Source organism: Sphingobium limneticum, from assembly GCF_008710165.1.
Taxonomy (GTDB): domain Bacteria; phylum Pseudomonadota; class Alphaproteobacteria; order Sphingomonadales; family Sphingomonadaceae; genus Sphingobium; species Sphingobium limneticum.
Genome location: NZ_VYQA01000011.1, coordinates 47,129 through 59,340, shown reverse-complemented (window position 1 = coordinate 59,340; position 12,212 = coordinate 47,129). Strand labels below are relative to the sequence as shown.

The window sequence follows — 12,212 nt, the reverse complement described above, 5'->3', positions numbered from 1 at the left end:
GCTTCTTTTCCCACGGAATCGATGGCTATCGTACCATGGTAAAATAAGGGTTAGCGATGCAGCGCGTGAATCAGAGCGATCCCATCAGCGCCAGCGCCACCCCGCCGACCACCAGCATCAGCCCGGCCACTTCGCTGCCGCGCATCCGTTCCTTCAAATAGAAGTGGCCGAACGCCATGGTGAAGGCGACCTCGATCTGACCGACGATTCGCACCAGCGCGACCGGGGCGGTGGCAAATCCGGTGAACCAGCAGGCGCTGCCCAGCGCGGACAACAGGCCGACCTGCCCCGACACCCGCCAGTTGGCCAGCACCCGCCGCATCTCGCCCGGTTCGCGTCCCATCAGCCACGCCCCCTGCAACAGCGTCTGCATCAGCACCGTCGCCACCAGCACCAGCAGGGCGGCCAGGATGCGATCGTCGCCGCCCACGCTCTGGGTCGCACGGCGGATGCCGATCGCGGTCAGCGCGAAGAAGAAGCCCGAGGCGATGCCGGTGATCGCCGCCGGCTGGGTCAACGCGCGCAGGAAATCGCCCGGTCCCATCCGCTTGCCACCGGTCGACAACAGCATCACCCCCATCACACCGCAGCCGATGCCGGCCCAGGCCAACGGATGGAGCCGCTCGCCCAAAAGCAGGAAGGACAGTACCGCCCCCTGCACCGCTTCCGTCTTGGAATAGGCGGTACCGACGACGAAATTGCGGTGTTTGAACGCCATGATCAGCAGGTTGGTGGCGATGATCTGCGCCAGCCCGCCGGCAAGGCAGAATGGCAGGAAAAGCGGCCCGATCGCCGGCAGCGCGGTGGGAAAGACCAGCCGATACCCACCCAGCAGCAGCAGGGCGAAGGGGATGCCGTAGAGATAGCGGACCAAACCCGCCGCATTGATCGACAGGCTGTGGCTGACCCGGCGCTGCACCGCGGTGCGCCACGCCTGCACCGCGCCCGCGACCAGCGTTGCCGGTAACCAGATGGGGGACGTAATCATGCCCGCCCTATACAGGGTCGCCTGCCCGCGTCACCCCGGCGCTGGCGCATTTTGAAGTCAGCCGGCACGGCTGACGGCGCGCAAAATGCGGAAAACAGCAGACTCTTAGAGCATGTTCCGATTCATTCTCATCGGATCATGCTCCAGGACCGGCGCGAAGGCGAAGAGAGCCACCCGGCAAAAGCCGGGACCGGGCGTCAGCTGGGCTTGGTGCCGGTCGGCGCTGCCAAGGACCATCCCTGCCGCCCCATCGTCCAGTTCGCCTCCAGCCGCACCAGCGGATTGGGCGCACACCATATCTCGCCGCTGTCGGACAGGCCCGTCACCCAGATCAGATTATGCTCCTGCCCATAGTCGATGACGGCCAGGGCATAGCCCTTGCCCTTGCCTTCAACATGGACGGGCAGCGGCGGGTCGAGTTGCGTGAAGGACATGACAGTCTCCGGCTATGAGGTGCCGGACATAATGCGGCGCGCGAAAGGGGGTTCCTCTTTCGCGCGCCGGCTTGATCCGTATCAATCAGATAGTTGGGAAAGGGAGCGGTTTACGCCCCTTCGAGCAGCTTCTCGCGCTTGATCTTCTCCTGCCACACCAGCGGGGCGAGGCGGTGGACATTCTGGCCTTCGCTGTCCACGGCCACGGTGACGGGCATGTCCTCCACCGTGAATTCGTAGATCGCTTCCATGCCCAGATCTTCAAAGCCTACGACCTTGGCTTCCTTGATCGCGCGGGCGACCAGATAGGCCGCGCCGCCGACCGCCATCAGATAGGCGCTCTTGTGCGTCTTGATGCTCTCGGTAGCAGCCGGACCGCGCTCGGCCTTGCCGACGCAGGCGGCCAGGCCCTGTTCCAGCATCATGTCCATGAAGCTGTCCATGCGGGTCGCGGTGGTGGGGCCGGCCGGGCCGACCACCTCGTCGCGCACCGGATCGACCGGGCCGACATAATAAATCACGCGGCCCTTGAAATCGACCGGCAGCGCTTCGCCCTTGGCCAGCATATCCTTGATCCGCTTGTGTGCGGCGTCGCGGCCGGTCAGCATCTTGCCGTTCAGCAGCAGCCGGTCGCCATGGTTCCAGCTTTGCACCACGTCCGGCGTCAGATTGTCGAGATCGACCTTGATCGCTTCCTTGCTCGGCTTCCAGTCGACTTGCGGCCAGTCGGACAGTTTGGGCGTCTCCAGATAGGCCGGACCCGAACCGTCCAGCGTGAAATGCGCATGGCGCGTCGCGGCGCAGTTCGGGATCATCGCCACCGGCTTGCCCGCCGCATGGCAGGGATAGTCGTGGATCTTGATGTCCAGCACGGTCGCCAGGCCACCCAGGCCCTGCGCGCCGATGCCCAATGCATTGACCTTATCGAACAATTCGATGCGCAGTTCCTCGATCTTGTTCTGCGGGCCGCGCGCCTTCAGCTCGCCCATGTCGATCGGGTCCATCAGGCTTTCCTTGGCCAGCGCCACGGCCTTTTCCGCCGTGCCGCCGATGCCGATGCCCAGCATGCCGGGCGGGCACCAGCCAGCGCCCATCTGCGGCACCATTTCCAGCACCCAGTCGACGATCGAATCGCTAGGGTTCATCATCTTGAACTTGGTCTTGTTTTCGGAGCCACCACCCTTGGCCGCGACGTCGATCACGACCTTGTTGCCCGGCACCATTTCCACGTTCAGCACGCAGGGCGTATTGTCCTTGGTATTCTGGCGGCTGAAAGCGGGGTCTTTCAGGATCGACGCGCGCAGGCGGTTTTCGGGGTTGAGGTACGCCTTGCGCACGCCGTCATCGATAATCTCCTGCATCGACCGGCTATTATCGTCCAGGCGGCACTCCATGCCCCACTTCACGAACACATTGACGATACCAGTGTCCTGACAGATCGGCCGGTGCCCTTCGGCACACATGCGGCTGTTGGTCAGGATCTGGGCGATGGCATCCTTGGCCGCCGGATTGGCTTCGGCTTCATAGGCGGTGCCCAATGCCCGGATATAATCCATCGGATGATAATAGCTGATATATTGCAGCGCGTCGGCGACGCTCTCGATGAGGTCGGCGGTCTTGATGAGCGTCATCTACCCTGGTCCCTATATCCTGCGGCCCACCTCTGCACGGCGGGTCTTGCAAGGGGCAGCGGCTAGTGCGGAATCACGCCCAAGTCCAGTGAGACACGCTCGCAAGAGCGGCCAAAGGAAAACGGGAGATAGTAGGGAATCGTCCGATATCACCCTGCCGACCACAATATCTTGTGTTTGCGATTCCCTGCGATCGGATGTGCGCGTGCCCTGGGCGGCTGCGCCCTGGCCATCCCGATGCAATCGCGATGACGATCGCTGTCATGATTTTTAGACCTTTGTCGGAAAATCCGTGGCAAGGATTTTTTATTTTTTATCTGCCCGAACCCTCTTGCCTTTTGTGGGGGCAAGGCAACTCCGCGCGTCGCTCATGGCAGGGTCGATGAGAGGACTCATTTTGGCGACGGACGGTTTCATCATCCTGTCACCTCCCGATGATTCGCCTCTTGTCGGGCGGCCGATAGTTATGCACTATCTGTGGTATCGGGTTAACGGGGGTCACCCAACAGATTGTGATTGCATCGTCGGATGATTTTTCGGCGATAGGGGCTTTTTGTCTCCGCATTCTGTCGGTTGGACCACTTTCCGTCCCCGCAACGATAGGGTTCATGCTAGGATGCGCGGCTTGTCGCGACCCGCTGGACCGAATCGAACGGAACAGGAACAACGGGGACTCGCATGGATTTTCGAGATAGTGGACAAGGTGGCGACGTGGCGACTGTAATGGATGATCTGTTGGAAGAGGCGAAGGTCGCCGTGGCGGCAGCGCAGGCGACGCCGGCCCAGGCCGAACCGATGACCTCTTCGACCGTGCTGGCGCGGCGTTTCCCGGTCACGACCGATTCTTCGCGTGACGCTTTGCTGACGGAATTCGGCAAGGAAACGCTGAACGACCGCTATCTGCTGCCCGGCGAATCCTATCAGGATCTCTTCGCTCGCGTCGCGGCGGCCTATTCTGACGACGCGGACCATGCCCAGCGCGTCTACGACTATATTTCGAAGCTGTGGTTCATGCCCGCGACGCCGGTCCTGTCGAATGGCGGCACCGGTCGCGGCCTGCCGATCAGCTGCTATCTCAACAGCGTCGACGACAGCCTGGAAGGCATCGTCAACACCTGGAACGAGAATGTCTGGCTCGCCTCGCGCGGCGGCGGCATCGGCACCTATTGGGGCAATGTGCGCGGCATCGGCGAACCGGTCGGCCTCAATGGCAAGACCTCAGGTATCATCCCCTTCGTCCGCGTGATGGATTCGCTGACTCTCGCGATCAGCCAGGGCAGCCTGCGTCGTGGTTCGGCCGCCTGCTATCTCGACGTGTCGCACCCGGAGATTGAGGAATTCCTCGAAGTCCGCAACACCACCGGCGATTTCAACCGCAAGGCGCTGAACCTCCATCATGGCGTCCTGATCACCGACGCCTTCATGGAAGCGGTGCGCGCCAATGACGAATGGAACCTGACCTCGCCCAAGGACGGGTCGGTGCGCGCCACCGTCAACGCCCGGTCGCTGTTCCAGAAAATCGTGGAAACCCGCCTGCGTACCGGCGAGCCCTATATCGTATTCAACGACACGGTGAACCGCATGATGCCCAAGCATCATCGCGATCTGGGCCTGAAGGTATCGACGTCGAACCTCTGCTCGGAAATCACCCTGCCGACCGGTTTCGACCATCTGGGCAACGACCGCACGGCCGTCTGCTGCCTGTCGTCGATGAATCTGGAAACCTGGGACGAGTGGAAGGATCATCCGACCTTCGCGGAAGACATCATGCGCTTCCTCGACAATGTCCTTCAGGATTATATCGACCGCGCGCCGCCCGAAATGGCGCGCGCCAAATATAGCGCCACCCGCGAACGTTCGGTGGGCCTTGGCGTCATGGGCTTCCACAGCTTCCTTCAGGCGCGCAACATCCCGTTCGAAGGCGCCATGGCCAAATCGTGGAACCTGCGCATCTTCAAGCATATCAATGCCAAGGTGAACGAGGCGTCGATGCTGCTGGCGCAGGAACGCGGTCCTTGCCCGGACGCCGCCGACATGGGCGTGATGGAACGGTTCAGCTGCAAGATGGCGATCGCGCCCACCGCGTCGATCAGCATCATCTGCGGCGGCACATCGGCCTGTATCGAGCCGATCCCGGCGAACATCTACACGCACAAGACGCTGTCGGGCAGCTTCTCGGTCAAGAATCCGTACCTCGAAAAGCTGCTGGTGGCCAAGGCCAAGGACAGCAGCGCGGTGTGGAATTCGATCCTGGAGCGCGGTGGTTCGGTCCAGCATCTCGACTTCCTGACCCAGGAAGAAAAGGACACGTTCAAGACCAGCTTCGAAATCGACCAGCGCTGGCTGCTCGAACTCGCGGCCGACCGCACGCCCTATATCGACCAGGCGCAGTCGCTGAACCTGTTCATCCCGGCGGACGTCGAGAAGTGGGATCTGCTGATGCTCCATTTCCGCGCATGGGAACTGGGCATCAAGTCGCTCTATTATCTCCGCTCCAAGTCGGTCCAGCGCGCGGGCTTCGCGGGCAGCGGCGGCGTGGAGGCCGACAATACGATCGACGCGCCCAAGTTCGAAATCGGCGAGACAACCGACTATGACGAGTGCCTCGCCTGTCAGTGACCCTGTGATTTCCTCTCCCCTTGTGGGAGAGGAAGGGGCCCGCGTCGCGCAGCGGCGTGGGAAGGTGAGGGGGAAAGCCCCGAACCCGACGACAGTGCGTGCTCGCGAATTGCGCCGCAACGCAACCGACGCCGAAAAGCGCCTTTGGGCGCTACTTCGCGAAAGGCTGCCAGCCGCGAAATTCCGCCGTCAGGTGCCATTTGGCCCCTATTTCGCTGATTTCGCTTCGCATGGAAGCCGACTGATCTTGGAGATCGATGGTGGCCAGCATGATGAAGCGACGGATGCGGACCGCACGGCCTTCCTTCAAGGGGAAGGCTATCATGTGATCCGTTTCTGGAACCATGATGTGATGCAAAATTCTGAAGGCGTGTTGGCAGCTATTGCCAGCGCTTTCTCCCCTCACCCTCCCGTCGCTGCCGCGACGGGCCCCTCCCTCTCCCACAAGGGGAGAGGGGCTGGAACAGATTTCGCGGAGTAACCACCCATGCCCCTTCTTCAAGCCTCCAAGGTGTACAAACCCTTCGAATATCCCTGGGCCTATGAATTCTGGAAGCGCCAGCAGCAGCTCCACTGGCTGCCCGAAGAAGTGCCGCTGGGCGAGGATTGCCGCGATTGGGCGCAGAAGCTCAGCGATCATGAGCGCAACCTGCTGACGCAGATCTTCCGCTTCTTCACCCAGGCCGACGTGGAAGTGCAGGATTGCTACCACGAGAAGTACGGCCGCGTGTTCAAGCCGACCGAAATCAAGATGATGCTGACCGCGTTCAGCAACATGGAAACGGTCCATATCGCCGCCTACAGCCATCTGCTCGACACGATCGGCATGCCCGAAAGCGAATATTCGGCCTTCCTCCAGTATAAGGAGATGAAGGACAAGCATGACTATCTCGCCACCTTCGGCGTCGATAGCGATGAGGATATCGCCCGCACGCTCGCCATGTTCGGCGGCTTTACCGAAGGCTTGCAGCTATTCGCGTCCTTCGCGATGCTGATGAACTTCCCGCGCTTCAACAAGATGAAGGGCATGGGCCAGATCGTCACCTGGTCGGTCCGCGACGAGACGCTGCATTGCGAGGGCATCATCAAGCTGTTCCACGCCTTCTGCGCCGAACGCCAGTGCCTGACCCCCGCGGTCAAGGATGACATTATGGATATGTGCCAGAAGACCGTCCGCATCGAGGACGCCTTCGTCGACCTGGTCTTCGAAATGGGACCGGTGCCCGGCATGACGCCCAAGGACATCAAGAAATATGTCCGCTACATCGCCGACTGGCGCCTGGGCCAGCTGGGTTTGAAGCCCATCTACATGATCGACGAGCATCCGCTGCCCTGGCTGACCCCGCTGTTGAACGGCGTGGAGCATGCCAATTTCTTCGAAACCCGCGCCACCGAATATTCGAAGGGCGCGACACGCGGCCAGTGGAACGACGTCTGGGACGCCTTCGACCGCCGCCAGCAGGTCAAGGGCGGCGAAGCGGCCAACATCGATACCGATCCGGACATGTTCAAGGCAGCGGGCATCGCGGCGGAGTGATGCGTGAGGGAAGGTCGGGCGTCCGATCTTCCCGATACCATTGCCATTCTAGGTGAGGCCGGGAGCGTCTCCATGCCAAAGGTCTTTTCCTGGAACGGCCACCGCTTTCATTTCTACGCGAACGAGGGCGATCCGCGCGAACCTGTGCATATTCATGTGCGCAAAGGGCGCGACAATGCGAAATTTTGGCTCTGGCCAGACGTGGTCGTCGCCGAAAGCAAGGGCTTTCCTGCCCATATGCTTTCGCAGCTATCCCATGTTATAGAAGGACGTCGTACAGAGATAGAAAGCGCATGGAATGACTTCTTCTCCTGAACCTTTGGCCGTCCGTTTTGACGAGGATAGTTTCTGGGTTGATCTGGAAGACGGCCGCACCTTGGGCGTGCCCCTTGCCTGGTTTCCGCGCCTGCTTCATGCCACGCCGGAGCAGCGGGCGCAGGTAGAACTCAGCCGTTCGGGCCTGCATTGGGATGAAATAGACGAGGATATTTCGATCGCTGGCCTGCTGGCCGGGCGTGGCGATCAGACCCGTTCGCGCAAGGCTGCTGCCTGATCCTTAAAGCCGCATGGTTGCCCCAAGCATGTAACCGGAGTGAAGCTTCCTTAACCTCGCGACCTTATCCTGCGACACCATGTTCTTCGGCGTCCGCCTCCGCTCACTCTTTACCAGCCGCTGGTTCGCGCTGCTCTGGGCATTGCTGGTCATTCTAACCGCGATTCAGTTCGTCGGCTCCGGCCCCGACAAGGACGACCCGGCGCAGGGCGATAATGCCGCCGGCGCCGATGGCCTCACCAACGAACAGCGACAGGCCATCGCCAACGCCTTTTGATGACGGCGTCTGGCCCAGATGCGCGACCTGCTCGCCATGGCCTGCTGTCCTATCGCCACGCCCCACGCTATCATGCAGCGTCGCGCTGGCACCATTGTGCTGCCATGAAATAATATGTCGGCGATAGGATATGCAATGTCGAAATCAGCGGGAAATGTGCGAAGTTAAGCGTCCGATTTCCTACTTATCCCGACGCCAGGAGGCTGGTCTGCTCGCCTGTCCCCGGACTGAATGCGCCGTTCTGTTCCGTTCATGTAACATTCTCTATCGTTGCGCGTTCTACGGCCAAGACCACTGGAGGGAAGGAACCCCACCTCATGAAAATCTCGCTTAAACAGGCCATCATCGCGCTATCGCTGGGCGCGATGACGTTGACCGGCCTTGCCGCTACCCCGGCCTTCGCTCAGCCGGGTCGCGACCGTCAGGACAGGCGGGAGGATCGCCGTGACGACCGCTTCGATCGTCGGGATGACCGCCGCGATGCGCGCCAAGACCGTCGCGACGATCGCCGTGACTGGCGTCAGGACCGGCGTGGCAATATCCGCCCCGGCCGCCCGGTCTACAGCTATGACTGGAACCGGCCCGATCCGCGCTATGGTCGCGGCTATCAGGCCAACCGCTATTATCGCGGCGGCTATGAGCCGATCCGCGTCGATCGCCGCACCCGCATCTATCGCGGCAATGACGACCGTTATTATTGCCGCCGTTCGGACGGCACCACCGGCCTGATCGTCGGCGCGGCGCTGGGCGGCCTGCTCGGCAACCAGATCGCGCAGGGGCAATCCAACCTGCTCGGCACGCTGATCGGCGGCGGCGCGGGCGCCCTGCTGGGCCGTGAGATCGACCGTGGCGGGGTCAGCTGCCGCTAACTAGCACCAGGGATGGCGACTGCCGTCCCAGCGTCGGGCCAGTCCTTCGGTGACGAGTTGTTCGCCGATCGACTGGCCCCCGCGCGTCACGACCCGCAACGCCCGGCCATAGCGATCGGTGTCGCGCCCCTCGACCTCCAGCGAGAAGGGGCCGTCATTCATCAGCGCCTGCAACCGCCGCGTCGCCCGCGCGCCCAATTCGCCCTCGGCCGTGCAGCGCGGCCCGTGAGTTTCGGGCGTGTCGATGTCGGAAATCCGATATTTGTCGCCATGGAACCAGAATGTGTCGCCATCGACCACGCAATTGGTCCCGCCGCCGCTATGGCAATAGCCAAAGTCCGCCGACAATCGATCCACCACGATGCTCTGCGGCGGAATGCCTATGTCCGGCCGATCGAACCGCGCCATCCAGTCCGGCCCATACCAACCCAGTAGCAACCCCAGACACAGAGTATAAATCAGCGCCGGCCCGCTATACCCGGTGCGTCGCTGTCCACGCGCATATTTCGTTTTCGCCATCACCCCGCTCTAGCGGCGGGTCGGCAAACGGTCCGTTAAAGCCGCTCCACCTTTCCGCCGATCCGGCGAGATCGGCATTTGACGCATATCAATGCGGCGCGCGATCGGGCTGTCATGCTGCCCCGGCCTATCCGAAACGGAGCCGATCGATGAACGCCGCCGCGCCGCCCAGCCCCTATGCCCGTATCGGCAGCGATCCACCGATCCGCGCGCTGGCCGACCGTTTCTACGATTTGCTGCAAAGCGACCCGGCCTATGCCGACCTGCGCGCCATCCACGCGGCCGGCCTTGGCCCGGTTCGTCATGGTCTGACCCGCTTTCTGGTCGGCTGGCTGGGCGGCCCGCGCGACTGGTTCAAACGCGGGACGTGCATCATGTCGCTGCACCGCGCCTTTCCGATCACGCCGACGCTGGCCGATCAATGGGCGACCGCCATGGCCTGCGCCATCGCCGGGGCGGAGGATATCGACCCCGCCATGGCGGAGGCGCTGGGCCATATGGCGCGCGGCATGATCAATGTCGGCCTCGATTCAGGTGCCGGTCGCGGCGCCTAATCCTCGTCTTCGGTCGGCCCGTAGGCGTCCTCTTCCTCATCGTCCATTTGCGGCTCGCCGGCATAGGCGTCCATATCGATCCGGCCGGACCGGTTCATCGCCTCCATTTTCTCGACCAGATCCTCGGTATCGTCCGGGATGATCTGCGCCGGATTGGCCTTGCCACCGCGCTCACTTTCTTCGCTCAGGTCGGTCGACCGTGCGCGCGCATCGTCCGCCACATCCTGCGCCTGTGTGCCGGCTTCGGCCTGCTCGCTATTCTCTTCATAGTCCCGGTCAGGGGTAGGGCGGTCCATAGCGTGTCTCCTTGATGATCCCTCTTTAACGGCCCGCAACCCGCGCCGTTCCGGAAAATACTGGCCGGAAAATACTGGACAGTCTGCCGTCTAAAGCGCAAAGGCCGCTGCGATCCTTTCGCACTGCAACAGGAATCCCCATGTCCCGCCAGCTCATTTCCTCCGGCTCGCCCTTTGAGGCGCAGGTCGGCTATTCGCGCGCCGTCGTCCAGGGCGACTGGTGTTTCGTCGCCGGCACCACCGGCACCGACCCAGAAACCAAGACGATGCCCGAAGATGTGGTCGAGCAGGGGCGCAATGCGCTCAAAGTCATCGGCAAGGCGCTGGACGATGCGGGCTTCTCCTTCGCCGACGTGGTGCGCGTCACTTATTATATCACCGACGCGGTCTATTGGGACGTGATGGGCGATATTGCCGGCCCGGTGTTCGGCGATATCCGCCCGGCCGCCAGCTGCGTCATCGCCGGCCTGGTCAAGCCCGAGATGAAGATCGAAATCGAAGTCACCGCCTTCAAAGGGTAACGGGAACACAGCATCATGATTACCATGTATGGCATAAAGAATTGCGACACGATCAAGAAGGCCCGCAACTGGCTGGACAATGAGCGCGTCACCTATAATTTCCATGATTATAAGGTCGCCGGCGTCGACAAGGCGAAGCTGGAGGAATGGGTGATGGAGCATGGTTGGGAAACCATCCTCAATCGTTCCGGTACCACCTTCAAGGCGCTCGATGCGGGTGACAAGGCGCATATCGATGCGGAAAAGGCGATCCTGCTGATGATCACCAACCCATCGATGATCAAGCGCCCGATCCTGGACACCGGCCGCGAAACGATCGTCGGTTTCAAGGCGACGACCTATGAAAATGCGCTGCAGGGCGTGAAGGCGTGATCGGGCGGGGGCTGGCGCGCATCGGGTTGATCCTTTTGATGAGCCTCATCCCCCTCTCTACCGCTTCGGCCGAACCGCTGCTGATCGCCCATCGCGGTGCCAGCGGCGAACGGCCCGAACATACGCTGGCCAGCTATGAGCGGGCGATCGACCAGGGCGCCGACTTCATCGAGCCGGACCTGGTGCTGACCAGGGACGGCGTCCTCGTCGCCCGTCATGAAAATGAGATTAGCGGCACCACCGACGTCGCCGATCATCCCGAATTTGCCGACCGCAAGGCGACCAAGCGGATCGACGGCATCGACATGGTGGGCTGGTTCACCGAGGATTTCACCCTCGCCGAACTGCGCACGCTGCGGGCACGCGAACGGCTGCCCGACCTGCGCCCGGCCAACAAGCGTTTCAACGACCTTTATCTCATCCCGACCTTCGAAGAGATTTTGAAGCTGGTCCGCGCCAAGGAAGCCGAAACCGGCCGCCGCATCGGCCTCTATCCCGAAACCAAGCATCCCAGCTATTTCGCGGGCATCGGCCTGCCGCATCAGGCGGCGCTGCTCGATCTGCTGAGCCGCTACGGCTATCAGACGGAGGTCGACCCTGTCTTCATCCAGTCGTTCGAGGTCGGCAATCTGAAGGCCCTGCGCGCCGCGACCCGCCTGCGCCTCGTCCAGCTTGTGGATGGGGAGGGCGGCCCGGCCGACCTGCCAGGCACGACCTATGCCGACATGCTCACCGTACAGGGTCTGACCGACATCGCCGCCTATGCCGATGGCCTTGGCCCGTCGGCGGGGCAGCTGATCGACGCGCAGGGGCCGACGGCTTTGGTCGGCCGCGCCCATGACGCCGGCTTGCAGGTCCATGTCTGGACGCTGCGGATGGAAAACAGCTTGCTCCCCGCCCAATATCAGCGCCCCGACGATGCGCAGGGCCGGGGCGACTTTGCCGGCTATGTCCGCGCGATCGCCAACACCGGCGTCGATGGCATCTTCAGCGACTTTCCGGGACAGGCCAAGGCGGCTTTGACGCCTGCCAACCCCTGATC

The 12,212-nt window shown here is 62.3% G+C and carries 16 protein-coding genes; 11 read left to right on the top strand and 5 right to left on the bottom strand.

Features of this window, described 5'->3' with window-relative positions:
• Nucleotides 1–70 precede the first annotated feature (70 nt).
• From F4U95_RS15255 to F4U95_RS15245, 3 genes are all read right to left on the bottom strand, one after another.
• Complete coding sequence (locus F4U95_RS15255; RefSeq protein ID WP_150426264.1) at nt 71–988, bottom strand: DMT family transporter; 918 nt, start codon at nt 986–988, stop codon at nt 71–73.
• 197 nt (nt 989–1,185) lie between these two features.
• A complete protein-coding gene (locus tag F4U95_RS15250) occupies nt 1,186–1,422 on the bottom strand; it encodes a hypothetical protein (RefSeq protein WP_120251203.1) in 237 nt (78 codons plus the stop codon).
• 110 nt (nt 1,423–1,532) lie between these two features.
• Nucleotides 1,533–3,053, bottom strand: coding sequence for a fumarate hydratase (locus tag F4U95_RS15245; protein WP_150426263.1), 1,521 nt, complete (start codon nt 3,051–3,053; stop codon nt 1,533–1,535).
• Nucleotides 3,054–3,776: 723 nt separating this feature from the next.
• Between F4U95_RS15245 and F4U95_RS15240 the strand changes: the two genes are divergently transcribed.
• From F4U95_RS15240 to F4U95_RS15210, 7 genes are all read left to right on the top strand, one after another.
• Nucleotides 3,777–5,672, top strand: a complete 1,896-nt coding sequence (locus tag F4U95_RS15240; protein ID WP_150426262.1) for a ribonucleoside-diphosphate reductase subunit alpha — start codon at nt 3,777–3,779, stop codon at nt 5,670–5,672.
• Between the two features lie 109 nt (nt 5,673–5,781).
• Nucleotides 5,782–6,153: an endonuclease domain-containing protein gene (locus F4U95_RS15235; protein ID WP_246171606.1), complete on the top strand. Its 372-nt coding sequence runs from the start codon at nt 5,782–5,784 to the stop codon at nt 6,151–6,153.
• Nucleotides 6,154–6,159: 6 nt separating this feature from the next.
• Nucleotides 6,160–7,209 (top strand): ribonucleotide-diphosphate reductase subunit beta, encoded by a 1,050-nt coding sequence (locus F4U95_RS15230; protein ID WP_120251200.1) that lies wholly within the window; start codon nt 6,160–6,162, stop codon nt 7,207–7,209.
• Between the two features lie 72 nt (nt 7,210–7,281).
• On the top strand, nt 7,282–7,524 hold the full coding sequence (locus F4U95_RS15225; protein ID WP_150426261.1) for a DUF4160 domain-containing protein: 243 nt from the start codon (nt 7,282–7,284) through the stop codon (nt 7,522–7,524).
• Nucleotides 7,525–7,528: 4 nt separating this feature from the next.
• Nucleotides 7,529–7,762, top strand: a complete 234-nt coding sequence (locus tag F4U95_RS15220) for a DUF2442 domain-containing protein (RefSeq protein ID WP_425505074.1) — start codon at nt 7,529–7,531, stop codon at nt 7,760–7,762.
• Between the two features lie 79 nt (nt 7,763–7,841).
• A complete protein-coding gene (locus tag F4U95_RS15215; RefSeq protein ID WP_150426260.1) occupies nt 7,842–8,039 on the top strand; it encodes a hypothetical protein in 198 nt (65 codons plus the stop codon).
• A 317-nt stretch (nt 8,040–8,356) separates the two neighbouring features.
• Nucleotides 8,357–8,908, top strand: coding sequence for a glycine zipper 2TM domain-containing protein (locus F4U95_RS15210; protein ID WP_150426259.1), 552 nt, complete (start codon nt 8,357–8,359; stop codon nt 8,906–8,908).
• Here F4U95_RS15210 and F4U95_RS15205 read toward each other — a convergent pair whose 3' ends face one another.
• On the bottom strand, nt 8,909–9,427 hold the full coding sequence (locus tag F4U95_RS15205; RefSeq protein ID WP_150426258.1) for a thermonuclease family protein: 519 nt from the start codon (nt 9,425–9,427) through the stop codon (nt 8,909–8,911).
• Between the two features lie 149 nt (nt 9,428–9,576).
• Between F4U95_RS15205 and F4U95_RS15200 the strand changes: the two genes are divergently transcribed.
• Complete coding sequence (locus tag F4U95_RS15200; protein ID WP_150426257.1) at nt 9,577–9,981, top strand: globin domain-containing protein; 405 nt, start codon at nt 9,577–9,579, stop codon at nt 9,979–9,981.
• Here F4U95_RS15200 and F4U95_RS15195 read toward each other — a convergent pair.
• The gene (locus F4U95_RS15195) at nt 9,978–10,277 is read right to left on the bottom strand and encodes a hypothetical protein (RefSeq protein ID WP_120251193.1); all 300 of its coding nucleotides are present in this window, start codon (nt 10,275–10,277) and stop codon (nt 9,978–9,980) included. The genes F4U95_RS15200 and F4U95_RS15195 overlap by 4 nt on opposite strands.
• Nucleotides 10,278–10,417: 140 nt before the next feature.
• Between F4U95_RS15195 and F4U95_RS15190 the strand changes: the two genes are divergently transcribed.
• From F4U95_RS15190 to F4U95_RS15180, 3 genes are read left to right on the top strand one after another with little or no spacing between them, the layout of a single operon-like run.
• Nucleotides 10,418–10,798, top strand: a complete 381-nt coding sequence (locus F4U95_RS15190; RefSeq protein ID WP_150426256.1) for a RidA family protein — start codon at nt 10,418–10,420, stop codon at nt 10,796–10,798.
• Nucleotides 10,799–10,813: 15 nt separating this feature from the next.
• Entirely contained in the window at nt 10,814–11,170 is a 357-nt protein-coding gene (locus F4U95_RS15185; protein ID WP_120251191.1) for an ArsC family reductase, read from the top strand.
• The gene (locus tag F4U95_RS15180; protein ID WP_150426255.1) at nt 11,167–12,210 is read left to right on the top strand and encodes a glycerophosphodiester phosphodiesterase; all 1,044 of its coding nucleotides are present in this window, start codon (nt 11,167–11,169) and stop codon (nt 12,208–12,210) included. Before F4U95_RS15185 ends, F4U95_RS15180 begins: the two co-directional genes overlap by 4 nt.
• Nucleotides 12,211–12,212: the final 2 nt, after the last annotated feature.